Raw genomic sequence first — 26,328 nt, 5'->3', positions numbered from 1 at the left:
AACGTTTCAGCAATATAAGGTTTAATGTCTATTTTTTATATATTTCGTCATTTTAAATTTATTAAAATTCTATTTAATAATGATAAAGTAAATAGAAATAATTATCATTATCTCAAAAATTCAAGAGAGAGGTAAATTTAAACCCTTATTAATTAACTACTTACAAAAACACAAAAAACAACCAAATTATAAGACAATATATTTAAAATAATACAAAATTAATAATTCATTATTTCTATTTTCTAATAAAAATTATTAAAAATAAATTCTAATATATTTTTTAATTATAATAGTGACTCTTTTTTTCATATTATCAACCTTTATATTACATCATGAATAATGTTAAAAATTGCATTTCATAAACAAGAAATGATTACATTAATATATTTAATTTCAGCTTATTTTCATTACCAATTTAGTGACTCTTCTTTTGTTATTCATTTTTTATCACCATGAAGATGTTTATTTTTTAGCCAAATAATAACCTCTTTTTCTTATCATTTTTCATGAAGTTATAACCATATTCGTTTTTGGAATAAGAAGTTCCTTTAGTATAAAATCGTTATAAAATTAAATACATATTGATATAAGACGCCATCAAAAAGATAAGATCATTAATAATTACTAATTAGTAAATGGTTGCAATAATTTCATTAAGTTATTTTATAACATATCGAATTCATAACAAAATTAACGTAAATAAAATTTAATGTTAAATCCATGTTGTTTTTGTGGATAAAAAAAATACAATTTATCGATAAATAATGCCCAAATAGAGCCGATTTCTTTTTTTTGTAAGAATAGATAAAAGAAGTGGTCATAAATCTAAAAAATTGAAAAATACGTTGTTAACTGTTTGTGTTTTTTAATCTGGCAAGGTTTGGTTGATAATGGGAGATAAACTGGGAATAAGCATCAAAAGGGTACACAACAAAACACCCACTCCGACCCTATCGACTTAAAAGAGGCAGTAACGGCAGATATAGCAAGCCAAATAAAAAAGCCATAACACCGAAATGTTATGGCTTCTAAATTTATTAAAATAATAAAATGCTATGTGTAGTTCTCTGCCTTTCACGTTTTATTTTACTCACCGCTTATCAAAGATAAGAAGTGGTTTGAGTAAGTAAATAAAATCTACTTACCCGAAATTGGAATGACTGAAAACAACGGTCTACCTGGTGCAATAAAAAAATAAGTATCCAAATACGGATAACTTAGATAATAAATAAATTAGGCGTTATAACACGTTACAAAGTATTTCAATTTGTAACGTGAGTGCATTATATCCAATAAGATTTTTTGCGCAAGTTTTTTTACACTTAAATCAAATTTGCATAAAGACATTATAAATCACAAGGTTATAGAGAAATTTAACTTTAAAAAGCCGTTCTAAACAAATCTAAAAATGAAAAAAATGAAGAGTTAATGAATATTAATGTTACAGGAGTTCAAGTAATGACATCTACTTAGCATTAATTGATTCAGCCCGCCATTACTCAATAAACTTAATTAATCGTTTATTCATAAACTTAATCTACTTATTATTAATCTTATTTAAGACTAAAGTTAAATTTTATTCTAACTCAATTTTATTAATAATATCGATAACCATTAAAAACGGTAAAAATATAAACTCTATTTCTTCTACACAATAAAAAAGCACTTTATTCATCATTTCACAACGACAAATAAAGTGCTTTTAAAATAGCGTAGTAATACTTAGATAAATAGCGTATTTACTAAATTTTAACCACCCGTAGAGACGGTTTCCATTCCCACCAGCCCCACTTTGAGATAACCCGCTTTTCTTAGCGAATCCATTGCCGACATTAACGTTTCATAATCAACCGTTTTATCAGCTTGGAAAAAGATTGTTGTCTCTTTGTTTGCTTGTGTCATGGTATCTAACACATTCGCCATCGTTTCATGTGTGACCATCTCTTCACCAATGAAAATTTGTTTATCCGACTTAATCGTTAAATAAACAGGCTTTTCAGGGCGAGGCTGTGGTTTAGCACTTGAAGCGGGTAAATTTACTTTTATATCAACAGTAGCTAAAGGTGCCGCCACCATAAAGATAATGAGTAGAACCAACATGACATCAATAAAAGGCGTCACATTGATATCATGCAATTCATTATCATCACCTGAATCATCACCAAGACGCATTGCCATAATTCATTACCTTGCTTTGCTGTTTTCGATATCTAAATCACGGCTGACTAATGTCACCACACCTGTTGCGATATCACCAATTTCACCACGATAACCTGCGATCATACGAGCAAAAATGTTATAGATAATAACCGCTGGAATTGCCGCAATCAGACCAATCGCGGTTGCTAATAACGCTTCTGCAATACCCGGCGCAACAACAGCAAGGTTTGTCGTTTGAGAATGTGCAATACCGATAAAGCTATTCATGATCCCCCAAACCGTACCGAAAAGACCGATAAAAGGAGAAATTGCACCGATTGTGGCTAAATAACCATTACCGCGGCCTAATTCACGAATAATTGCAGCAACGCGACGTTCCATACGCATTTCAACACGCTCTTTAATACCTGATGCGACTTTACTTTCTTGAGAGTAAGTACGCTCTAATTCTGCATCATTAAAGAAATCAGCGGTTGCGCTCTTATTACCAAATTTTTTGCTAATCGCTAACGCATCGTTAAGTGATTTAGCTTCAACTAACTGAGCCGTCTCTTTTCTTAAGCGACGACGCAGTGAAATCAAGTAGCTTCCTTTTGCGAAAAATAGCGCCCAAGTAACAATAGAGGCTAACAGTAAGCCAATCATGACACTTTTAACGACTAAGTCCGCATTACGGTACATACCCATTACAGATAAATCTTCAGCGAAGCCACCACCAGCAACCATTTCAGGTTGTACTTCTGAGGAGGTATTTTCTGTCGCTGAAGGTACATTTTCTGAATTCTCAGCCGTTGTCACAGGTGTATTTTCACCTTCAGGCTTTGTGGTTTCAGTACCCACTGCTTTCACTTCATTACCCGTTGTCGTGGTCGTAGAAGAAGTCGCAGTTGTTGGTGTCGCGGTTGTCGGTGTAGCAGTTCCCGGTGTAGCAGCTGTTGAAGAAACGGCAGCAGTAGTTGGCTGTTCAGTTGGTGTGGCAGGAGTCGTATCCGCAAAAGCAGAGCCTGTCAGACCGATTGCCAATAGAATAGAAGCTGTCAAATTACGCATCAGTTGGCCTATTACTCTCTTTTTTATCTATTTATTTATTCAGTAATGACATCTTTACGTCACTACTTACCCAAAATCGTTCGCTTACAATCATCCTGTTTGCCATCAGGAAAGAGAAAACGCTCAAATGATATCAAACATGAAGCATTTTGATAGTAATTATCATTACTATTTGGCTATTTTTTTTCCATTTGTCGATTTTTAAGACAAATTATCGTCCTTTCACGTAACGTGAAATTTTATCAACTACCCTGCAAGCCTTTTGTACTTATCCAAAAAATGCATTAACTTGAGGTAAACACACCATCAATTAAAAGAAGGTATTAAGGATGACGCTAAAAAAACAAGAAACCTCACTCCTCCTTTCTGGTCGAGCTAAAAAATATTCTCAAGGCGCAGTAAACCCAATTATACAACGAACATCATCCGTTATTTTTGATTCCGTTGCACAAAAGCGTGAAGCAACGAAAAAACGAGCGGAAGGTACGCTCTTTTATGGTCGTCGAGGCACAATCACACATTTTGCCTTACAAGAAGCTTTAACTGAATTAGAGCAAGGCGCAGGCTGTGCACTATTTCCTTCAGGTGCGGCAGCAATTACGCAATCTATACTCGCATTTATTGAGCAAGGTGCGCATATTCTTGTTACAGGCTCTGCTTACGATCCAACCCAAAATTTTTGTGATCAGATCTTACGTAAATTCTCAGTCACAACGACTTATTTTGATCCTTTAATCGGTAAAGAGATCAGCCAATTACTACGTCCTGAAACAAAAATCGTTTTTCTTGAATCTCCGGGTTCAATCACGATGGAAATTCAAGATCTGCAAGGAATAGTCAATTCAGTGCGCCAATATAACCCTGAAATCATTATTATGATTGATAACACTTGGGCGGCAGGATTACTACTGAAACCACTGACATTGGGTGTCGATATTTCAATTCAATCGGCCACAAAATATATTAATGGTCATTCTGATGGCATGTTAGGTTTTGCTGTCGCTAATGAGCGTTGTTGGGTGCAGTTACGAGAAAATGCCTATTTATTAGGTCAATGTGTTGATCCTGATACTGCTTATATGACAGCAAGAGGATTAAGAACATTACCTGTCAGGATGAAACAACACGAACAAAGTGCATTAGAAGTCGCTCGCTGGTTAAAACAACATCCTTTAGTTGATAATGTTTATCACCCTGCCTTAGCCTCTTGCCCAGGACATGAATATTTCCAACGTGATTTCTCTGGTAGCAACGGGTTGTTCTCTTTTAGTTTAAAGAAAATCCTAACCACTGAAGAGTTTGCTCTTTTCTTAGATAACTTCTCATTATTTAAGATGGCATTTTCATGGGGAGGGTTTGAATCTTTAATTTTGGGGTATCAGCCTAATGATATTAAAGCAATGCGCCAATATGAAACGCAGCCGACATTTACAGGTACTCTATTTCGCATTCATATTGGATTAGAAAATGTAGATGATCTTATTGAAGATCTAGAGCAGGGCTTTTTACGTATTTCTTAATAAAAATAATGAATTTTTTATTAAAAAAATCTATCCCTGTGGTTCCACAGGGATTAAATCAAACTGTTCTCGTTATTTTGCGTTAGAATAGCGAACATAAAGTCTTTTTTTTAATGCGAGTTCGCTAATGGGTACATTAAAAGAGATCATTCACGCGCTAATGCAACACGATTATATGGTGTTAGCTAATCCCAATGTGCTGTGGGTTATCTATATTGTTCTTTTTGTTATTATTATGCTGGAAAACGGGGTATTACCCGCCGCATTTTTACCAGGAGATACACTGCTTATTCTTTGCGGTGCCTTAATTGCAAAAGGTGTTTTACACTTTTTCCCGACTATCATTATATTAGGCGCTGCCGCGAGTATTGGGAGTTGGCTCGGATTTTTACAGGGCCGCTGGCTAAGTGATACAAAAATAGTTAAACGGTGGATGGCTCAATTACCAGAGCAATATCATCATAAGGCAAATGATCTCTTCCATCGCCAAGGCTTATATGCGCTATTACTGGGTCGTTTTATTGGATTCGTGCGTACATTATTACCGACGCTGGCTGGCTTATCAGAATTACAACAACGTCGCTTTCAAATATTTAACTGGTTAAGTGGTTTCTTATGGGTAGGGATTATTGTTTCTTTAGGCTATGTACTAAACCTTATTCCATTTATACAAAAACATGAAACTCTGGTCATGAATATTTTGATGACATTGCCTATATTACTCTTAAGTGCAGGTTTAATTGGTTCGATTGTGATGTATATTCGCCATCGTAAAAATAGCACCAGTAATAAGTAATTAAGAAAAACGCCATTATTTTAATCATCATAATGGCGTTTTTTAATCATCTAACACATCAAAAGTTCAGTTGTTCATTTTCTTATCTCCTATCTTATTAATATCTTAGTAAAAATCCGTTGATATTTATCACCGTCATCTTTTTACCTTAATCTGTTTGTTGTTAAAGCTTAATGGCTTTTGACGCAAGAAACGTTGGAATATAACTATCAACTAAGAAACGAGCATGAGGGGCAAAATCCTCAACAAAATCTTGTAATAAGAAACCCGCTTTTAGCTGTCCACCAATAAGGTCAGTTAAAGAATGACCAAATACCAGCCCATCACCTCTGGCGATTTTTTCTTGCAAGATCTCCGAAGGTAGCGAACCTTGATCGCTATAAGGTAAACGGTAAGTTGGTCTCATTAATCCCTGTGAGCGCAATTGCGGATCTCTATCATCAACAAAAACAACAGGATTATAAAAACTCGCCATAAGTACACCGCCTGTTTTCAAAACACGGTAACACTCTTGCCAAACAGAATTCACATCCGGTACATATAAGTTTGAGATAGGGTGAAAAATAATATCAAAACTTTCATCAGCAAATGCAGTTAAATCCGCCATATCACCTTGTACTGTAACCAAATCTAACTGATGCTTTTGTGCCAATTGATGGTCTTTGCTTAATTGACCCTCAGATAAATCAAATACCGTCACAATGCCACCAGCAGCAGCTAAAATAGGCGCTTGTTGCCCACCGGCAGAAGCTAAACAGAGTATTTTTTTACCTTTAATATCTGCTAACCACTCTTTTTTAACCGGATTAGGTGTTAAATGGACTTTCCAGTTTCCTTGTTTTGCCGCGATAATGTCTTCATCACTTACAGGTTTAGACCACTGATTTTCCATTGAGGCTTGTTTATCCCAATGTTCTTGGTTTAATGTTAAATAATGATTTTCCATATTACTCCTTATAAATTAGCTACAATTTGAATTGCTGTAGTCATTAAGAAAGATAATTCATCTCTTATTTCTACAACCTTACAGTTATAGTTATGTCATGCTATTTCGTCTAGACACAGTGAAAAACTTTTTCCTGATTAATTGTCATATTGCAGAACATCAAATTAAGGTGGATACAAAATGCAAAACTTTACTTATTACTCCCCCACTCGCCTTCATTTTGGTCAAGGGCAAATAGAAAAACTACGTTCTGAAATCGGAAAAAATGAAAGAATTTTGCTGACTTATGGTGGTGGCAGTATTAAACGCAACGGCGTTTTAGATCAAATCTATACGGCACTCCCTGGTTATCAAATTCATGAATTTAGTGGTATTGAACCCAATCCTTCTTATGAAACATTAATGAAAGCTGTTTCTTATGCCAGATATCATGGTATTACGCATTTATTAGCAGTAGGGGGCGGGTCAGTTATTGATGGCACAAAATTTATTGCAGCCGCGATACCTTATAAAGGTGAACCTTGGGAAATCGTGACCAGTCGCGGTAAAGTCATCGAAAATGCAATACCTTTAAGCTGTGTATTAACACTTCCAGCAACGGGTACAGAAACCAACAGTTTTTCTGTTATCAGCAGAAAACAGACCATGGATAAGCAAAGCTTTGCTAGCCCGCATGTTTACCCTCATTGCGCTATTTTAGATCCAACAACCACTTATTCCCTGCCACCAAGGCAAACCGCAAACGGTGTTGTTGACGCTTTTATTCATATATTAGAGCAATATCTCACTTATCCGGTGAATGCTCGTGTACAAGATGAGTATGCAGAAGGTCTTTTACGGATTTTAATTGATCAAGGACCAAAAGCGCTGACATCACCTACAGACTATGATATCCGTGCTAATATAATGTGGACAGCATCACAAGCGCTTAATGGTATCCTTGGTGTTGGTGTTCCTCAAGATTGGGCTACACATGCATTAGGCCACGAACTCACGGCATTACACGGGCTTGATCATGCACAAACTCTCGCTATCGTTTTACCTGCCCTATTAAATGAAAAACGGCAGACTAAATATGAGAAGTTAATCCAATATGCACAAAAAGTTTGGGGTATAAACCAAGGTTCTGACGCTTTTAAAATTGAAACTGCGATTAATGAAACTCGAAAATTCTTTGAATTAATGGGACTTAGAACTCGACTGGCTGATTTCAAAATCACTGAAGAAGATATTCCAGCTTTAGTGCGAAAATTGGAAGAGCACGGACAAACCGCACTAGGCGAGCATCAAGATATCACATTAGAAGTCAGTCAACGTATTTATACAGCGGCACTCTAAGTACTTTAATGCGACTTTGGAGACAGAAATGGATAAACCTAAACTGATCAAGCTATCTGATGGAAATACCATTCCACAACTTGGTCTTGGTGTTTGGAAAGCAGATAATCATCAAGTTGTTAACGCTATTCATCACGCACTTGATACAGGCTATCGCCTTTTTGATACGGCAGCGATTTATCATAATGAAGAAGGTGTGGGTAAAGCGTTAAAACAGGTCACTGTTCCTCGTGAGGAGCTTTTTATCACAACAAAATTATGGAACAACGATCAAACGCATGCTCGTGGTGCTGTCTTAGAAAGTCTCCAGCGTTTGCAACTTGATTATATTGATCTCTATTTAATGCATTGGCCTGCTCCCTCACGCGAACTTTATGTTGAAGCGTGGAAACAGATGATTATTTTGCAAAAAGAAGGGTTAGTAAAAAGTATTGGCGTTTGTAATTTTAAAGAAGAACATCTTGAACGTATCATTACTGAAACAGGTGTAGCCCCTGTTATTAATCAGATTGAAATTCACCCTTTAATGCAACAAGCGCCATTAAGAGCATGGAACACAACGCATAATATTGTGACCGAATCTTGGAGCCCTTTAGCACAAGGTGGTGAAGGTGTTTTCAACCAGCCCATTATTCAAAAACTTGCCGAAAAATATCATAAAACCCCAGCACAAATTGTTTTACGTTGGCACCTAGATAGTGGACTTGTGGTGATCCCTAAATCTGTTACGCCTTCTCGTATAGAAGAAAACTTCCATATTTTTGATTTTAAATTGGAGAAAGAGGAAGTTGCGGAAATAACAACACTTGATCAGAAAAAACGTTTAGGCCCTGATCCTGATATTTTTGTTGATATCTAATTTTTGATGTTGAATAAAAAGCCAATAGTATTATTTCTATTGGCTTTTTTATACTTAAATTCCCTTTTCAATTTTTATTTCTAAACTTATTTTATTTTTTTGATCATTTATTTTTATATATTGAATAATTAATTAATTCAAGTTCACTTTCTGATATCAAAAACATCTATAAATACGAGAATCTCATCATTATTTGTTACGGTGAGTTTAAAAATGACAAAATTTAAAAGTGGACTAACGCCTCAACTCTCTTCTATTACAAAGAAAGTTGCTTGGTTTAATATTTTTATTCAACTGGCATTTCCTATCTCAGCAACCCTTCCAGCCAATGTGTTTGCTAACGGAAATAACCAAGAAAAACAGGCTATTAATTTATTAAAAAAACAGAAAACGTATCAGGTTAAAGCAGGCGATACACCTGAATCTATCGCTAAGCAATTTAATATAAAATTATTTAAACTTATAGAAGCTAACCCTGATTATGTCTCTTTAGTGGGTAAATTAAAAATAAAGGCGGGCATAACACTTAATATCCCCGATGAGCCTTTATTAACAAAAAAATGGCTAAATAATAATAATCAAGATATTCCGATCCCTTCAACTAACGGGCAAGAACTGGCCCAAATTATTGTCGATAATTCATCTTTATTAAATAGAGATACGGACGCGACACAATTCGCAATAAGCCAAATATCAAATAAGGCCAATCAACAAATAGAACAATGGCTTAATCAATTTGGCCATGCTCGTGTATCACTTTCTACTGATAAAAATTTCACATTAGAAAGTAGCTCAGCCGATCTCTTGATCCCATTGTACGATCAAGAAAAAAACCTAGTTTTCTCTCAAACCAGTTATCACCGTAAAGACTCTCGTAGCCAATTAAACCAAGGAATTGGCTACCGGCATTTTACTGATAAATTTATGGTGGGTCTGAATGCTTTTTATGACTACGATTTAAGTCGTTATCACAGCCGCTTTGGTGTGGGTGCTGAAGTATGGCGAGACTATTTTAAATTAAGTGTAAATCACTATCACCGTCTCTCTAACTGGCGTACCTCTGACGACGTTATAGATTATAACGAGCGTCCTGCTAATGGGTGGGATATTCGGACAGAAAGCTACCTACCCGCTTACCCACAATTAGGCGCAAAACTCATTTTTGAACAATATTACGGTAAAGAAGTCGGCTTGTTTGGCAAAGATAATCGCCAAGAAAATCCTCACGCTTATACTGCGGGGCTTACTTATACGCCAGTGCCTTTAATTACCTTTGGTGCTGAACGTCGCTTTGGTTTAAATGACAACAGTGATAATAAATTTGATGTGAATATCCAATATCGACTTGGAGAATCACTCTCTTCACAACTTAATCCCGATAATGTGCGAGCAACTCGTTTAATGTCAGGAAATCGCTATGATTTTGTTGATAGAAATAATGACATTGTTTTGGAATATAAAAAGAAAACTTTAGTCTTCCTTTCTATAAATCCAACCCTTAACGGTTATGCGAAAGAAGAAAAAGATTTAGGCGTGCAAGTTCGTTCAAAATATCCTGTTAAACAGATTGAGTGGTCAGCAAGTCGCTTAATCGCTAATGGAGGTAAAATTAATCATAATAATAATCTTAACTATTCGATAATTTTTCCTCGTCATATCTCAGGTTCAACTGAAAAAAACAGCTACACAATAAGTGCTGTTGCTATTGATGATCAAGGTAATCGTTCTGATCCCGTACAAAGTCACATTACAGTTGATCAATCCGCGATTAATACACAAAATAGCCAATTTACACCTAAAGCCACACAACTGCCTGCCGACAGTCATTCTGCACAAAATCTGACTTTATCCATCCTCGATAATGATAAACTTCCCGTTGATATCAATATCAACGAACTCTCACTACAGGTTCAATCTGATAATCCTATCGGTAATAGCAAAGTTTCCAATTTCAGCCGAATAGATGCAGGGAAATATCAAGTCACAATCACCGCAGGGAGTACTCCTGAAATGGTGACATTAATACCCAAATTTAGAGATAACACCTTTAATCAGGCACAAGTGACTTTTGTTGCTGATACACATTCCGCCATTATTGCTAAAGGCGGATTAACCGTAATTAAAAACTATGCACCTGCTGATGGTAAAAGCCAAAATAAAATTCAAGTTATCGTAACTGATATTAATGCCAATAAAATTCCTAACTATCCTGTCTCTTTTACTGCAGATAATGAAGCAACGATTATTGGGCAAGCAAATACAGATGCTGAAGGCAAAATCATTGTTCCCATTACTAATACACATATTGGCAAAAGTATAATTAATGTTAGTGTTAAAAATATTATCTATTCAACTAATGTTGATTTTATTGCCGATAGTAGTTCAGCCAAAATAAATACTTTCACAATTAATCCAAATAGTTCATTTGCTAATGGAAAAGATGAAAAGCATATTGCTTTCAATGTGATTGATAAAAATAATAATCCCGTCCCAAATGTAAAAATACAATTATCTGCTGATAACCAAGCCCTGCTTAAAGAAACTGAATTATTGACTGATAATCAAGGTAATGCATCAACAACGATGACCAGCCAAATATCAGGTACAACCACTGTAAGTGCATTAGTTAATAAAATAGTCACGAAAAAGACAACGCAATTTATTGCCGATCTATCCAACGGTAAAATTATTTCATTAACGCCATCGGCAAAACCTTATATTGCTGATGGTAAAACAGCAGTAACCTTTACCGCGGTCGTTGAGGATAACAATCACAACATCTTGCCAAATGCAAAAGTCATTTGGTCTACTAATCGTGACCAACAGATTGTTTCTATTAATGAAGTTTCAACAACAAATGACCAAGGTATCGCTCAAACGACAGTGACCAGTACTCAAGCCTTTGATGTTATTGTTACTGCTAGCCTCAGTAATGGGTCAATGGATCAATCACCTATTACTTTTATTGCCGATAACAAAAAAGGTTTAATTACCTTAACCAGCAATAAAACTCAAATTATTGCAGATAATAAAGAACAGGCCATATTAAGCGCGGTTGTAAAAGATAAGTTCGGCAATAAATTACCTGATGTTATCGTCAATTGGGATATTAACGGCGGAACAGCAAATCAAAAAGAGACAAAAACCAACCAACAAGGTGAAACGGCTATTTCGATTAATACCGCTCAAGCGGGAACGATTACCGCCATTGCTTCACTCAAAAATGGAAATAAAGCCCAGACGACAATAAAAGCCATTTCTGATCCGAACAGTGCAACAATTTCTTTATCGGCTAATAATAAAACAGAAGCCATTGCTGATGATAATGACACCATCACAGTCACAGCACATGTTGTTGATGCAAATAATAACCCATTGATACAACAATCTGTTTTTTGGAATGCATCACCTAATCATCCTAATAAAGAGATGGTAAAAACAGATATTCATGGTAATGCACAAGTCGAAATAAAAGGAAAAATAGCACAGGCAATAACATTAACTGGCCGTCTAAATAATAATCAAAGTGCATCAATTAATCTTTTATTTAAACCTGGAAAAGTAGATAAAGCCCATAGCCACTTTAAATTAGATCCGCAAACCATCGTGGCTAATGGTAAAAATGTCTCTATTGGTACTATCGAATTAAAAGACCAATTTGATAACCCAGTTCCTAAACAAGAAAAATATATCAGCCTTAGTGGTAATAACCCCACTATTACATTCAGTAATGTTATTGATAAAAACAACGGAATTTATCAGTTTGAAATTAAAGGGAAAAAAGAAGGTATTAGTGAGATAACAGTAAAATATGGCGTAACAAATCCATTTGCCCTAACACAGCCTCTTGGTTTTGTTGCCGACACGCAAAATGCCATGATTCAATCTGTAAACGTCATTGCACCTTATACTGTCACCGCAAATGGGAAAGATAGTGTCGTTATTAAAGCCCATATTGTAGATAAGCAAGGCAACCCAAGCATGGAAGGCATTACGGTGGGTTGGCAAACCTCATTAGGTCAACTTTCACCATTACCAATTAGTAAAACAGATAAGAATGGGGTTGCAGAGATTGCGCTGATAAGCACACAAGCAGGCACAGCCAAAGTCACTGCAATGCTAGATGCTCAAGAGTTTCTTGAAGCGGATCATGACATTATATTTACAACTGATGTTATCTCAGCAACTCGCTCTACACTTGCTCTTTCACCATCCATCATTACGGCGGGTGATGGAACTCGCTCTTATGATCAATCAAATATTACGGTCATTGTAAAAGATAATCAGGGGAATTTACTCACTGGATTAAAAGACGATATTAAACTTCAATATTCCACTAATCTTAATATTAAAGAGAGTAAATTTACCGAGAGTAGCGCGGGTGTTTATAAAGCTACAATCAGCGCCCAAAAAACGGGTACAACAGAAATTCATGCCACGATTAACAGTATCACCTTAACTCAATCGGTTTCGCTGACTGTTGTTGCTGATAATATCAGTGCCAAAGTGCGTGATATTATTATCAGTGATATGGCACCTAAAGCCGGAGACACTATCACTTATACTGCTTATTTAATTGATAAATATGATAATCCTGTTAGTAATGATACGCCTGTCACTTGGACATCCGACAATGTCAGTGTTTTAACCTCAGCACTGACGTTTACAGATGATAAAGGCGTGGCGCAAACAAAATTAACGCGTGGCCCTGCGGGGTTAGCAAAAGTTAATGTGAACTTAAAATCAGGGGTTTATCCTGCAAAAGATGTCAATTTTATCGCTGATGATGTTGATGAAAACCGTTCAGAAATCGACTTAATACCAGCAACAATCATCGCCAATGGCACAGATAAAGCCTTACTCTCGTTAACGATTAAAGATAAAGGCGGTAATATTCTGCCAAATCAGCAAGTTGAAGGAATTTCTAATAACCCAACTATTCGGTTTAGCCAAGCCCAACAAGTCTCTCCGGGTCATTATGAAATTGAAGCAACGGGCACGAAATCAGGCATGGCACAATTAAGTGTTAAAGTGAATGGTGTCGATTTCAAAAAACAAAAAACCTTACAACTGCGTGCAGATGCAAAAACCAGGCAAGTAAAATCTGTCGATGTCGATAGAACAAGCATAATCGCCGGAGATAATGGTGTTAATTATCAAGCAACCATTGTGGATGCCAATGACAATATATTGTCTAACGTTATTGTAGTATGGGAGTTACAAGGTGTAGCTGATAAATATAACCATATTACCTATACCGATACCAATGGTATCGCAAGAACAAAAGTCACCAGTACTGTTGCCGGTATATTGAAAATGAACGCTGCTCTTGATTCAAATAATTATAAGCCAATTCAAGATGTAACCGTAAATCCAGCTGATATTGATGCCAATCAATCAACCTTTAGTAGTAACCGTCAATCAATTGGGGGAAATAATAAAGATAGCGCCCTACTCACTGTAAATTTAATGGATAAATACGACAATACCATTGATGGTAAAACTGTTTCGATAAAAACAACCAGTGGTAAACCTAATTTTAGTGATAACCCACTCAATTCATTAGGAAAGGGGAAATATCAAACTCATCTTACTTCAAATGTTAAAACAGATATTATTTTAACGGCTGAAGCGGAAGGATTAGCCATTGCGAAACCATTAACTATTAAAGTCACTATTCCGAAACCTGATATTATTTTTGACAAACAAATCCAACAAGAAACCTACGCTTCAGCACCAATCAGCGCACTAGGTTATACAGGATTACCTAATAATATTAATATGATGTGGTCTAGTTCCGATCCGACTATTGCCTCTATTGATACAACTAGCGGCCGTATTTCGATGAAAAAAGCGGGTACTGCAGTTATCACATTACAAACATCAGGTAATGATCAATATCAACCAGCGCAAAGTAGTTATCCTTTAGTCATTGAAAAAGCGAAACCTATTTTACAATTAGCGTCATCGGGTGCGATTAAATCGGTATGGAATGATGGAGTAGTACATAACGTTAACGCCACTTTTGGCAATACAGACGTAAAAAATATTCCTTTGTATTATATCAGTGATGATCAACGTATAGCCACTATTGATACACAAGGCACTATTGCAGAAGTAAAACCAGGTAAAACGAAAATACACATCAAAAGTGATGCGACTGATCAATTTCTAGCAGATGCGGTGGCAGTGGATTACGAGCAAGATAAAGGAACACTCCAAATCACTTTTGCAAAAAATGACATTATTTTATCTGAAACGGATACTAATATTGATGTCCAACAACCAACAATTCCATTGCCTAAAGAAGCTCTAGGTATCTGGTCAGCAAAAGATCCTAATATTGTGGCAATAAAAGAAAGTGGGGTTATTGTTAAAGTCACTCCAGGTAAAACAAATATCATTTTGACATCAAAAGAAAATGACTACTTTTATCAATCTCAAGGTTCTTATTCTGTCGATGTCAGAAAAGTACCTCATATCACTATTAATTCCGTAACACGAAGGGTTGATAACAATAAAAATGCACAAGTCACACCTCATGCAAATATATCGATAAATTGGACTCCTGTTTATGAAGATGATTCGTTAACTTTTTCTTGGTTACCGCCAGATACAACATCAAGTGATTATGCAGTTAATCTTGAATTATGGGATGGAAATCAAAAAACCAGTCAAATCCTTGCTTATGACCACAATCAGCTTCTTGGTAGACCAAAAATCACTAGCTCCTTTAAGCTTGATAAAAATTTATTTAAAAGTACTCAACTTAAAATCAAAGTCATTGTGTTTGACATTTACGATCATGATCCAAGTACAAATACAGGTAGACAATATGCGGTTTATTATCCACTAGATGTAAAACCGATTCATCCTATGTATATGGATTTAGAATTAAACGGCTCTATTTCATTTATTACTACTACTAGTGCTAGTGTGCCGAGAAATTCATGTAGAATGAGTGGATTGGATAGTATGGTTCATGTTATTGCAAGGCCGATGTTTACATTAGGAAACCACGCAAGTGATTTCTTTGAGCCAGTCACGGTATCTCATAAACTTATTGATATACAAGGCGATTCTACTCGTGGTTCAGTCGATTACAACGATGGAGATACTTATACATCTAGAATTGAGAACCAACGTTTCCCATCTAATAGTCATTCACTGGCAATAAAAGAAGACTGTTGGGGGAGTGGTGGCGGTGCTTCTGCTCATCATGGTAATGCAACGTTAATTACCTCTGTCACTATCGCAGGTGAAACATATGAGTTTAAACAACATGTTAATTGGGATGGAGATGGTGCTTCATCACAAAATAATATAACGAAAATTAGCCAACTTTAGTTAATAACCATAAAGAGCCTCTCGAGGCTCTTTATTAATTTAAAGCTGTTTTTCTAAATCAGTTTATTCCGTTGATTGATATCTCTTTTGATATTTTACGTTTACCAACGTTACCAATAAAGCAAAGAGTGCAATCATTGCAGCCAATCCAAAACCACCACGATATCCAATAATGGCAGTTAAACTCACTAACATCATTGCGCACGCCATTTCACCAATATCACGCATGCTTTGCACAGCAGTCATATCTGTACCAGCTTGATTATCTGTTGAAGCAAATCGCATACCAGCGGTCATAATAGCCACAGAAGTGATCCCCGAAGATAAAGAGCCTAAAACGATACATACAGCAACCATTGGAAGGCTAACCGTTCCTGTTGATTGTGAAAACCATAATAATGAAGAGCCTAAAGCACACAATAATCCTGCAGAAAAAGCACGCCAAACACCGATTTTATTAATTAACCAAGCTCCACCACCACAACCAAAGAACAGAGTGACCATTCCTCCCATCATGCCCATTTTTCCAACATCAGCTAAAGACCAGCCATTATCCGTTAAAAATAGTTTAGCCAAACCAAAGCCTGAAACTGCCGTTACTGCTGAGAGTAATGTCAGTGTTAATAGCCTTACGGCGCCTTTTCTTCGTACCGTTTTTAATAAACTTGCATTAGGATGATCACTGTTTTCTCCTGCTTCATATTGGGCTTTTTGTTGAAATAACGTAATCGATATCAAGCTAATAGCGGGGATCAATGCAAAAAATAACAATGTATTTTGCTGCCCTAATGTCTCGCTTAATATCATCATTCCTGCGCCTCCTAAGAAAAATCCCCCCATTACCCCCGCAATTTGGATCGCATTGATTTTAGATAATAGAGTGCCACTTGCATGCTCAGCCGCCATTCCATCTGTCGCGATATCTTGTGTTGCACTGGCTAATGAAGCGATAGCTAATAAAGCGACACCCCATTTTGCCATCTCAACGGAAATCCCTATCAATGCTAAGAGTAATAAGCAAAGCGTCACGATAATCTGCATGGGAATAATCCAGCTACGGCGACGACCTAATGATGTAAACCAATAATTATCAACGACTGACGCCCATAAAAATTTTAACACCCACGGCAATCCCACTAATGGAATAAATGCGATGGCACTTAAAGCCGAACCTTCTTGACGTAATAATGTGGGTAAAGCATCCATTGCAATTCCCATCGGAATACCTTGTGCTAGATAAAGTAAACCTAACGTAATGACCAATTGACGAGATTTTAATAATTCTTGCATAACGGACTCCAATTACGCTCTTTTCAGTAGAAAAAGACCTATCAAAAAATAAAAAATGGCACTTATCAGCAAGGCACAACTTATCCACCATAAAGAAGCATGAGTAATAAATAAGTGGCTAAAAACACTTATTAATAAAATCGCACTACTTAGGGTTAAAATAAGGAAAGTAAGTTGGATCACTTGCAAATAAAAAGAATAAAAAAGAAGCGTTATTAACCAGATGCTAAAAAAAGACAGTATCGGTGATAACGCGGAGAAAATAGCGATAGGAATTAAACATGTGCTGGCAAAAATTAAGCCAATACAACTTCCTAACACTAAACGGGAACTGATATTGATGGGCTTTTTTAATAGCCAAATCACTAATCCGCTAAAAGTTAATACACAGGCCATCATTCCCATTAAGCAGTGAAGCGCAGATAAACTAAAGTTAGCAGAGCCTGTCCATAAATATTGCCCATAATGCAGCGGTTGAACCGCAATAAAAGTACGCGTCCAAAATTGCTGAGACACAGAAGTTTTTTCTGTAACCCGATAATTATCTAAACCAGCAAAAGAGAACTGTTCAAAATTCGTAGTACTGGGTAAATATAAATTGCTCCCACTTATTGTTATTTGCTGTTCAGCAGTACTTTTATTTTTCCAATTAATTGTTTCAGGAATAAATTCTGGCTTTTCTTTCGAAAGTTGAATTAACAGTTCATTTGGCGAAGATGCACTCCATTCAAATGAGGTAGGGGTTGATTGCCCCATAAGTTTCATCATCACTTGCGCTGGAGCATTTGGCTCCACATATTTTGCCAGCATTAATGTACCAAATGCACCTAATCCTGATAATGCCCCGGTTAAAGCAAATACAACCAGCCACGGATAGCTCAATAATCCAATGACATTATGCAAATCAAAGAAAAATAACCTACGTCCTTGATTAAAACGGAGCCGAAATAATTGATAGATTTTACGGTGATGAATAACAATGCCCGTTATTAGCAATAGCGCAAAAACAAACCCAAATAAGCTAATAAATAATCGCCCAGAAAAACCCATAAATAGATTTTTATGTAGATTAACCATAGGAGAGATAACCTCTGTTAATCTAATTTCTTCTCCTGTTTGTGCATTTAACTGCAGTGAACAATTTCCCATTCCTTGGCAGAAAGTAATAATAGGATGATCAATAGAAGCTAATTTCACACTATTAAAACCGTTTTCACCTAAGAGGTATTCGCCTTTTATTAATAGCTTATCTAACGGTAATAGTTCTTTATTTAACGGCTTAAATTGAACCCATAGATTTAAATTTTCATGAGCTAATGACCATGTGCCTGTAAATAAAATAATAAATAATAGGATGCCAAATAAAGTGCCTGTTTGGCGATGAAGCTGTGAAAATTGGCGTTTTAATATTGCTTTCATAAAGTAAACTCCAGCAATATTAAAAGTAACGGCCACCAGCTCCATGCTCGCCAAAATACCTGCTTTCCAGTCACTGAAAGCAAACTAAAACAGAGCATGCCACATAAAAATAAAACAGGTAAAAAGACGGCTGCATATAGACGATTAAGCGGATCTACACTGGGATAAAAAGTTGCTATCAGTAATGACAGCGTAATACTTCCTATTACGCTGCCTAAAATAGCACAACTGATCAGCAATGCTTTTTGCATTAGAAATCAGCCTTTATATTCAACATAACATTACGAGGTTCACCGTAACGATTATTCCATTGAGGGGAGAAAAGACTTGAGTAATAACGTTTATCAAAAACGTTATTAATATTTAATGCTACAGACCAGTTTTCATGAATTTGGTAACCTAAACGCGTATTAAATATCGCATAGCCACCTTGGCGTAACGTAACTTCACCGTTTGTTTTGCTATATTCACTTTGTGCTTGAATACCACCACCCACACTCCACTTACGTGCATCCCAAGGTAACTGATAGTTTGTCCACGCTCTTACCATATGGCGAGGCACCAATGAATTAAAACTATTGCCTTTATTAAGAGTATCTTCTTTATATTCCGTATCAGTGTAGGTGTAGCCAACAGAGAGATCCCAAAATAGTGATAGATATCCTGTCCCTTCAATATCAAACCCTTGGCTAATCACTTTTCCGCCACTAATAAGATAGGTATTAAAACCACCGCCAGGATGTGCCGGATCTTCTTGTGGATTATTTTTCATATCAATACGGAAAATAGCGGCTGAGACGTTAAGACCACCGTTCATCAACGCACCTTTGATCCCAGTTTCAACCGTTTGTCCTTCAACGGGCTTCAACATTTCACCACTCCACGTTTTTCCTGTTTGTGGTTGATAAACCGTAGAATAACTGCTGTACCATGACCATTGAGGCGCAAAGTCCCAAATCAAACCACCATAAGGAGTAATTTTTCCATTTTCAGTAAACTTAGCTTGCGGTTTTGTCACTTCCCACCAGCTCGCTCTTGCGCCTGTAACCAGCGTAACAGGCTCTATAAGCTTGATCCGGCTCATTGCATAAACGCCAGTTTGTTCCGTTTTTGTCGCACCTTGAGAGGAATAACCTGTTATTTGTGGTTTTGCTACACTGTGAGGATCCCAGCGATAAATATTGACAGGTACATTGAGAGGCTCTTTAAATTGCCCAGTGTGCTGTTCTTCACTGGCCTTCGAGTAGCTCATTCCTACTATCACGTCATGTTGTAAGCCCCAACCTTTGAATTTTCCTGTGACGTTGGTATCAAGACTGGTTTGATAGTTATGGAACTTGTATGCTCCTCCCATTAACATGGCACCATCACCGGTTTCAGGATCGATATTTCCCCATGCTCCTGCATACAACAAACGCGCTTTAGCATATTGATAATCACCGTTGATTTTAAACAGCCAATCATCATTAATTTGATATTCAATTCCGGTAAATAAACGCGTGGTATCCCATTTAAAGCGATCCCAATCAGCATCTAAATAGGTTTTACGAGAAAGATGTAAATCACTCCCCTCTTTCCCCATTGGCACACCCGCCATATTGGTGATGGAGTCTATTGTTTGATATTGAATACCCGTACGTAATAGGGTGTTAGGCGTTAAATCCGCATCGACAGTGGCATAAATCAAGCGAGTCTTTTGATCTGAAATATCGTAGAAGAAATCTTTATCTTCCCATGCCATTACAACACGACCACGAACGCTACCCTCTTGATTTAAACGTCCCCCCACATCCACTTCACCGCGATAACGGTTCCAGCTTCCAGCCGTGAATGTTGCTTTTAATTGATCTTCTAAAGGTGCATGTTTACGTACCATATTGACGGTTGCCGCAGGGTTTCCCATTCCATGCATTAATCCGTTAGAGCCTTTTAAGATCTCAACTCGTTCATACACCGCCATATCTTGTGGTGAACTTGCCATATTTCCCATTAATGCAGGAACACCATCAAGCTCAAAAGAGTTAATTTGAAAACCACGAGCGTAATAAGCCGTTGTTAATAATACAAACGGGGCGCTGGTAATGCCATTGGCACGAGTCATCACTTCATCAAGAGTGTTTAGGTTTTGATTTTCTATTTGCTCTCTGTCTATCACAGAGACAGTTTGTGGGATCTCTCTGGGCTTTAGTGCCATTTTACTTAATGTACTCACGCCAGGAGCAAGATCATCGCGGTTTTGTGTCGCGCTTTCAGTCACCACCAAAACATCGACCGCTTTATTGTTTTCTGTTGCTGTATTTGCGATGGCAGAAAGTGAAAATAATGCGGTAGAACACAAGATAGCGCATTGTGTTAATGCCAATTTATTTTGTGTACGTTGATTTAATACTGGTGATAATGTCTGTGTTTTATCTAAGTTAGCTAAAGCAGAAATGTAAACCATACCCATCCCAAAATATTCAAATGATAATGGTTATCACTCTATCAATTTTGGGATTAGGGTATTTTAGATTGCCAAATTATCTCTTTCGATTGCCAATCGATATTACATCACAACGAATGAAGATCGAAAAACTCAATATGATCCACAAAAACGTGAGAACCATGTTGAAGATAATAACAATGCATTAGGCGAACCTTCTGCAATGACTTTTCCATCCTCTAGCACAATGACGTGATCTGCCCGTTTGGCAACATCAGGATCATGAGTGATCACAACTCGTGTGGATGTTAAATTTTCAAGATAAAGCGCGACTTTTTCACGACTAATTGTATCAAGGCTCGCGGTAGGCTCGTCTAAAAATAGAATTTTAGGATCGGCTAATAATGAACGCGCCAAGCATAGCCTTTGTTTTTGCCCACCAGAATAACGGTCTCCCTGTTCTCCCACATCGTCATCTAAATCCGCTTGGGTCAGCGATAAACCTAATGCATTAAGTAATTGTAAAATATCCTTATCACTGACTGTTGATTGCTCATCTTGCAATAATGACCAGCGTAAAGTGCCTTTAATTAATTGATTATGCTGAAATACGATTTGTCTTGTTTGCGCTAATACACTCTCAGATAAATCATTAACTTTTTTATCACCATAAAGAATTTGCCCTTTATCCGCATCAATAAGACGAGCTAAAACATGGAGTAGTGTTGTTTTACCTGCACCAGAACTCCCCACAACCGCAGTCATTTTTTTATCAGGACAACAGACTGAAATATCAGAAAGAATGGCTTTACCTGTATGGTTATTAACATGGAGATGTTCACAATGGATCTGATAATTTTTCGGTGCTTCACTCTCTATTGGGCTATGTAATATTGGTGTATTCAACGCATTCTTAATTAAAGTGAGTGACTGTTTACTTTGTCTTAATGCTTGATCAATATGAGAAAGCTGAAATAACGGCTCAATAAAGCGGGCAATTAATACAACAACGGCTAACCACTGCGCTAAAGTAAGATAATTAGCATCAACATTTATCACCCCAATCACGAGCACAGCGATAAAAATAACCTGAATACAGAGAGAAAAAATTAAATGGTAAGGTAAACTTCGCTGTAATAACTGTACTTGTTGGTGATGTTGCGCTAGTAAATCTTGCTGTAACTGCTGTGAGAACAGTGAATTTTGCCCACTTTTTCGCAGTAATGCCTGATGTTGTGCAAAATTAGCCAATGTTTTAGCCGCAACAGCCTCTGCTGTTTGCAGTGTTACTTCTTGTCTATACAGCCCTTTGGCACTTATTCGCATCACTGCAACAAGTAATAATGTAGCCACTATAAAAATCAACGCAAAAGTGACGTTATAAAATAAAAGCCCCATAATCACTGTTAATGGTGTAACCACAACACTGATAACAGGTGCAAGTAAATGGGCTGGAATACTCATTGCGCTCATCGCTGCACCTGAGCATAACGTTTGTGCTTGAGGCGGTGGCGTTAAACTACGCGGTAAATGACGGATCAAGGCTTGGACTAAGATCTTCATCACCGTCGTACCCGCAAGAAAACCTTTTAGTGTCGCAATATACTGAAAAATAAGTGTAATTAATGTTAATCCCGCTAACATCCATAAATATTGGCTTGGTCCTTGATGCCAATAGATAATAATGGGTAATAATAATAAACCACATAGCCCTTCTAAAATGGCACTCAACACCATAAAACTAAGTGGATATTTTAAAGATAAGAGTAATGAAACAAAGGGATTAGTCTTCATTTTGCTCTCCTTGTTTTTGTACAAAGTCTTGATAAGCAGAGCAATTAACTAATAACTCATCATGATGCCCTATTGCGATTAATTTACCTTCAGCCATAAACATCACTCTGTCTGCTTGTTGTGCTAAAACCAGTGAATGTGTGACGACGACTCGTGTCATGGTTTTATTTTTTATCGCCACAAAAATCTTTTGTGCATTATCAGGATCAAGTGCAGAGGAGGGTTCATCGGCTAACAACAGAGGGTTATTGGCAATAAAAGCGCGAGCAATGGCAAGGCGTAGAGCTTCACCACCAGATAATGCAATTTCATCATTAATAACGGTTGATAAACCTTGCGGTAAATTCTTTATGACTTCAGTTAAATTGGTTTCATTGATGGCTGATTGCAACTGTTGCTCGCTACAATCGGGATCAAACAACAACAAATTATCGCGAATAGAATAAGGCAATGGTGCACTATTTTGCATCACCACAGTGGTTATCTGGTTTAGTGCATTACGTGAATATGCCTGTAAATTCTGATCCTCAACAAAAATCTCACCTGATGTTGCATCCATAAATCGAGCAATCAGTTGTAGCAAAGAGCTTTTACCTGCACCAGAAGATCCAACAATGGCAATAAACTCGCCTTTCTTAATTTCAAAATTAATATTATCGAGGATCTTTTTATCCCCATAAGAGAGGCAAACAGAGTGTGCTGTTAACGCGACAGCATGAGATATCGTCTCGGTCGATAAATCACCATATTGCATTTCAGGCTGATTTAATAATTGCTGAATTCGCTGTGCTGATTGTTTTGCAGCACGTAAAGCATCGCCACCATGCCCCATTGCCATAACAGGCTCTGCGATACGTCTTAATAATAAAATAAACAGTAATAAATCGGCTAATGGCAACGCGTGTTCAAAAATAGTTGCACCCAGTAATAGCCATCCCGTTAATAGCGTGGCACTTAATAATAGCTGAGTAAGTGATCCTAATAATCCAACTCGTTTAACCCAATTTTGAAAATGAAAAACAAAATTAAATAAGGCTTTTTCTGTTTTACTGATAATGCCTTTATGCGGGAATTGACGCGCGATAAGTGGGTTTTCGGCAAGAAGTTGATAATCGCCAAAGAGTATTTTCATCGCACTATCACGCTGTTCACAATAGGTTTGATAACGTGATGATTGTGTTTGTTTAAAACAAAAATAAGCAATGATTAAAGGAATAAGAGAGAAAACCAGTAAAAAAGGATTTAATGTTGATAGCACAATAATAGCGATAACAGGAACAACGATTAATTGCACGATATCAGCAGGTGCATGAGCAATTAATTGATGTAATGCTTTAATATCTCGCTGAACATATTGATTAATACCATTTTTCCCTTGGTTAACGAACCAATTCAATGGTAATTTTTGCATTTTTTCTGATAGTGCTAACCGTAAATGATAGGTTAATTTAGCATCCATTAAATGCGTTAAATGAAAGGCAATAGTCTGCGAAATAAGCCATACAATGCCACCAATAACCGCAATGGTTAGCCAGAACGTATTAGTAGAAGGGAAAGAAATAATAAGTTGATAAAGTGCTAACCAAGGTACTAAAGAGCTAAAACCTGCAACAGCTTGTAGTAACAGCGCACCTATTAATAAAGGGCGATAAGGACGTAACAACGCCCATAATTCATTATGCATAATAATCTCCACAACATCTTGTGGCACTATAACGAAAAGCGTATTTTCCCTCTAGCAACAAGACTTTAGATTGCGTGACTATTACTTTCGATTTAGATGCATTTTGCTTATTTATTAAGCAAGATGGGAACGGGAGAATTAATTAAGCGTTTAATAGATGACAAATCAAGCGATGAAGATAATTAATATACCGATAAACCTAATAAAATCAATTAAGGCGTGAAATGCCCTTTGCGTACATCGCCCGGTAATATACCAAAACGTTTACGAAACGCGACGGAAAAATGAGCGGGTGTATACCCAACATAATAGGCAACACTGGAGATAGATTCCCCTTCATTTAGCAACATATTATATGCGGTTTGTAAACGATACTCTTGTAGCCAACCATAAACAGAATTACCAAATAATTGACGAAAACCTTGAGTCAGTTTTCGAGTATTTAGTCCCACACGAGTTGCTAATATTTCAAGCTTGGGTGGCGTTTCCATTTCAGCAATTAAAATTTCTTTGGCTTGTTTTAAACTGTTTTTTTCACGCTGACTTAATGGCCGATTGGCTGGCTCTTGTTCATGACATAAATATTGCAAACTTAATGAAGCAAATTCGCAGGCTTTACCTGAGTAGTAAAGTGGTTTTAAGGAGTCGTGAACCGGATTTTGGAATAACTGCATGGTTAACGCTAAAAACGTGTTATCCAAAGTCAGATGATGCAACATAAGTGATTGGTTTTGTCGCAGTATTGGAGGTAATAAAATATGTTGTTGCTCAAGCCACTGAGATGATAATTGCAATAATGTATATCTTAGCGGATCGCCAGATTTAAATTGATTCAATAAAGAATAACGTTCAACACTATTAGCAATAAAAATACTCGGTGTTGCTATCTCTATTTTCTGTCCATTGACACTTTCACTAATCACACTTCCACTATGAACCGCCACTAAATTAAAGCCGGCTTGATAAGTCTCTTCAATATGCAGATCTTCTGTGGTTTCTAATACCCCTTGTCGTAATAGAATTTGGTCTTGAAAGCGATATTCTTCAACCTGCTGATGCTTAGGTTGATAACCAATATATGAATAGAATGAAGAGTGTTGAGACATAATAGAAAGATATCAGCAGAGTAAATAATCAGCTATATTCTCAAACACGCAACGAAATAGCAATCATTATCATTTATATCCAACTATCACAAAAAATAATTTAAAAGACAGGGTGCTTGTACCAAAACTCTGACAACTTGAAGAAAAATTGGGAGGGAGAAAACCTCCCTCCAACCAAGCTATTTATTACACATCAAAATAGCTTGAACGACTGTGTTTCCATTACTAATGTTAAGTGAACATAATCGTTCGCCTACAATTATTGTAAAACATAGAACAGTCACACAGATAACCGTAATGCCAAATAAGGTTATTTTCGTCAATTTCATTGACTCCTTTCGGAAAAGGAGACAGAATCAAGTTGTTGATGTTTGAGTCTGTCCCCGGATTTTATGAAAATAGAATTCGGGGCTTTTCTCTTTTTGGCTCTTGCAAAATGCTTGAACCAAAATGATCCAAGCACCCGCCAATATAGTAACAGAAATTTCTCTATTCCCTATACCTTATCCGTAGTAAATAACAAATTTAAACCAATTAAAACAGTACGTTACTCAATCTCGTAAAATAATTTTCTCTTGACTCAAGCGACAAAAAAAG

Annotated in this window: 16 protein-coding genes; 5 read left to right on the top strand and 11 right to left on the bottom strand. The window is 36.7% G+C overall.

The annotated features are described in order from the left end of the window. Window positions 1-1,749 precede the first annotated feature (1,749 nt). Both exbD and exbB read right to left on the bottom strand, forming a co-directional pair. Window positions 1,750-2,178 carry a TonB system transport protein ExbD gene (gene exbD, locus QQS39_RS03350; RefSeq protein WP_075674386.1) on the bottom strand — a complete coding sequence of 143 codons (429 nt, stop codon included), beginning with the start codon at window positions 2,176-2,178 and terminating at the stop codon, window positions 1,750-1,752. Window positions 2,179-2,184: 6 nt separating this feature from the next. Further along, entirely contained in the window at window positions 2,185-3,210 is a 1,026-nt protein-coding gene (gene exbB, locus QQS39_RS03345; protein WP_196736481.1) for a tonB-system energizer ExbB, read from the bottom strand. Between the two features lie 329 nt (window positions 3,211-3,539). On the opposite strand from exbB, the gene metC reads away from it, so the two are divergent. Both metC and QQS39_RS03335 read left to right on the top strand, forming a co-directional pair. Continuing rightward, entirely contained in the window at window positions 3,540-4,730 is a 1,191-nt protein-coding gene (gene metC / locus QQS39_RS03340; protein WP_151434272.1) for a cystathionine beta-lyase, read from the top strand. 127 nt (window positions 4,731-4,857) lie between these two features. Continuing rightward, the gene (locus tag QQS39_RS03335; RefSeq protein WP_151434271.1) at window positions 4,858-5,526 is read left to right on the top strand and encodes a DedA family protein; all 669 of its coding nucleotides are present in this window, start codon (window positions 4,858-4,860) and stop codon (window positions 5,524-5,526) included. A gap of 163 nt (window positions 5,527-5,689) precedes the next feature. Here the strand turns inward: QQS39_RS03335 and QQS39_RS03330 are convergent, their stop codons facing one another. Further along, window positions 5,690-6,472: a class I SAM-dependent methyltransferase gene (locus QQS39_RS03330; protein WP_285805383.1), complete on the bottom strand. Its 783-nt coding sequence runs from the start codon at window positions 6,470-6,472 to the stop codon at window positions 5,690-5,692. A 180-nt stretch (window positions 6,473-6,652) separates the two neighbouring features. On the opposite strand from QQS39_RS03330, the gene QQS39_RS03325 reads away from it, so the two are divergent. The 3 genes from QQS39_RS03325 to QQS39_RS03315 all read left to right on the top strand — a co-directional run bounded on the left by QQS39_RS03325 (window position 6,653) and on the right by QQS39_RS03315 (window position 16,016). Further along, the gene (locus QQS39_RS03325; RefSeq protein WP_285805382.1) at window positions 6,653-7,810 is read left to right on the top strand and encodes an iron-containing alcohol dehydrogenase; all 1,158 of its coding nucleotides are present in this window, start codon (window positions 6,653-6,655) and stop codon (window positions 7,808-7,810) included. A 28-nt stretch (window positions 7,811-7,838) separates the two neighbouring features. After that, complete coding sequence (gene dkgA, locus QQS39_RS03320) at window positions 7,839-8,669, top strand: 2,5-didehydrogluconate reductase DkgA (RefSeq protein ID WP_151434268.1); 831 nt, start codon at window positions 7,839-7,841, stop codon at window positions 8,667-8,669. A gap of 213 nt (window positions 8,670-8,882) precedes the next feature. Further along, window positions 8,883-16,016 carry an Ig-like domain-containing protein gene (locus QQS39_RS03315; RefSeq protein WP_285805381.1) on the top strand — a complete coding sequence of 2,378 codons (7,134 nt, stop codon included), beginning with the start codon at window positions 8,883-8,885 and terminating at the stop codon, window positions 16,014-16,016. A 63-nt stretch (window positions 16,017-16,079) separates the two neighbouring features. On the opposite strand, the gene QQS39_RS03310 is transcribed toward QQS39_RS03315, so the two are convergent. From QQS39_RS03310 to QQS39_RS03275, 8 genes are all read right to left on the bottom strand, one after another. Further along, the gene (locus QQS39_RS03310) at window positions 16,080-17,306 is read right to left on the bottom strand and encodes a RhtX/FptX family siderophore transporter (RefSeq protein WP_285805380.1); all 1,227 of its coding nucleotides are present in this window, start codon (window positions 17,304-17,306) and stop codon (window positions 16,080-16,082) included. Window positions 17,307-17,318: 12 nt separating this feature from the next. After that, a complete protein-coding gene (locus QQS39_RS03305; protein ID WP_265576150.1) occupies window positions 17,319-18,725 on the bottom strand; it encodes a PepSY-associated TM helix domain-containing protein in 1,407 nt (468 codons plus the stop codon). Further along, window positions 18,722-18,976: a hypothetical protein gene (locus QQS39_RS03300; protein ID WP_151434264.1), complete on the bottom strand. Its 255-nt coding sequence runs from the start codon at window positions 18,974-18,976 to the stop codon at window positions 18,722-18,724. Before QQS39_RS03300 ends, QQS39_RS03305 begins: the two co-directional genes overlap by 4 nt. Next, the gene (locus QQS39_RS03295) at window positions 18,976-21,168 is read right to left on the bottom strand and encodes a TonB-dependent siderophore receptor (RefSeq protein ID WP_285805379.1); all 2,193 of its coding nucleotides are present in this window, start codon (window positions 21,166-21,168) and stop codon (window positions 18,976-18,978) included. Before QQS39_RS03295 ends, QQS39_RS03300 begins: the two co-directional genes overlap by 1 nt. A 132-nt stretch (window positions 21,169-21,300) precedes the next feature. Next, complete coding sequence (locus QQS39_RS03290) at window positions 21,301-22,941, bottom strand: ATP-binding cassette domain-containing protein (protein WP_285805378.1); 1,641 nt, start codon at window positions 22,939-22,941, stop codon at window positions 21,301-21,303. After that, window positions 22,931-24,625 carry an ABC transporter ATP-binding protein gene (locus QQS39_RS03285; protein WP_285805377.1) on the bottom strand — a complete coding sequence of 565 codons (1,695 nt, stop codon included), beginning with the start codon at window positions 24,623-24,625 and terminating at the stop codon, window positions 22,931-22,933. Before QQS39_RS03285 ends, QQS39_RS03290 begins: the two co-directional genes overlap by 11 nt. A 212-nt stretch (window positions 24,626-24,837) precedes the next feature. Then, window positions 24,838-25,731 (bottom strand): AraC family transcriptional regulator, encoded by an 894-nt coding sequence (locus tag QQS39_RS03280; protein ID WP_151434260.1) that lies wholly within the window; start codon window positions 25,729-25,731, stop codon window positions 24,838-24,840. Window positions 25,732-25,910: 179 nt separating this feature from the next. Then, window positions 25,911-26,060, bottom strand: coding sequence for a Hok/Gef family protein (locus QQS39_RS03275; RefSeq protein WP_409283055.1), 150 nt, complete (start codon window positions 26,058-26,060; stop codon window positions 25,911-25,913). Window positions 26,061-26,328: the final 268 nt, after the last annotated feature.

The organism is Proteus appendicitidis (assembly GCF_030271835.1).
GTDB classification, from domain to species: domain Bacteria; phylum Pseudomonadota; class Gammaproteobacteria; order Enterobacterales; family Enterobacteriaceae; genus Proteus; species Proteus appendicitidis.
This window is presented reverse-complemented; position numbering and strand designations above follow the sequence as displayed.

What these genes read in the sequence shown, in the direction of transcription:
- QQS39_RS03330 (WP_285805383.1), bottom strand. Translation starts at nt 6,472, where the DNA reads ATGGAAAATCATTATTTAACATTAAACCAAGAACATTGGGATAAACAA.
- QQS39_RS03305 (WP_265576150.1), bottom strand. Translation starts at nt 18,725, where the DNA reads ATGAAAGCAATATTAAAACGCCAATTTTCACAGCTTCATCGCCAAACA.
- QQS39_RS03335 (WP_151434271.1), top strand. Translation starts at nt 4,858, where the DNA reads ATGGGTACATTAAAAGAGATCATTCACGCGCTAATGCAACACGATTAT.
- dkgA (WP_151434268.1), top strand. Translation starts at nt 7,839, where the DNA reads ATGGATAAACCTAAACTGATCAAGCTATCTGATGGAAATACCATTCCA.
- QQS39_RS03310 (WP_285805380.1), bottom strand. Translation starts at nt 17,306, where the DNA reads ATGCAAGAATTATTAAAATCTCGTCAATTGGTCATTACGTTAGGTTTA.
- QQS39_RS03275 (WP_409283055.1), bottom strand. Translation starts at nt 26,060, where the DNA reads ATGAAATTGACGAAAATAACCTTATTTGGCATTACGGTTATCTGTGTG.
- QQS39_RS03315 (WP_285805381.1), top strand. Translation starts at nt 8,883, where the DNA reads ATGACAAAATTTAAAAGTGGACTAACGCCTCAACTCTCTTCTATTACA.
- QQS39_RS03285 (WP_285805377.1), bottom strand. Translation starts at nt 24,625, where the DNA reads ATGCATAATGAATTATGGGCGTTGTTACGTCCTTATCGCCCTTTATTA.
- QQS39_RS03280 (WP_151434260.1), bottom strand. Translation starts at nt 25,731, where the DNA reads ATGTCTCAACACTCTTCATTCTATTCATATATTGGTTATCAACCTAAG.
- QQS39_RS03290 (WP_285805378.1), bottom strand. Translation starts at nt 22,941, where the DNA reads ATGAAGACTAATCCCTTTGTTTCATTACTCTTATCTTTAAAATATCCA.
- metC (WP_151434272.1), top strand. Translation starts at nt 3,540, where the DNA reads ATGACGCTAAAAAAACAAGAAACCTCACTCCTCCTTTCTGGTCGAGCT.
- QQS39_RS03325 (WP_285805382.1), top strand. Translation starts at nt 6,653, where the DNA reads ATGCAAAACTTTACTTATTACTCCCCCACTCGCCTTCATTTTGGTCAA.
- exbD (WP_075674386.1), bottom strand. Translation starts at nt 2,178, where the DNA reads ATGGCAATGCGTCTTGGTGATGATTCAGGTGATGATAATGAATTGCAT.
- exbB (WP_196736481.1), bottom strand. Translation starts at nt 3,210, where the DNA reads ATGCGTAATTTGACAGCTTCTATTCTATTGGCAATCGGTCTGACAGGC.
- QQS39_RS03295 (WP_285805379.1), bottom strand. Translation starts at nt 21,168, where the DNA reads ATGGTTTACATTTCTGCTTTAGCTAACTTAGATAAAACACAGACATTA.
- QQS39_RS03300 (WP_151434264.1), bottom strand. Translation starts at nt 18,976, where the DNA reads ATGCAAAAAGCATTGCTGATCAGTTGTGCTATTTTAGGCAGCGTAATA.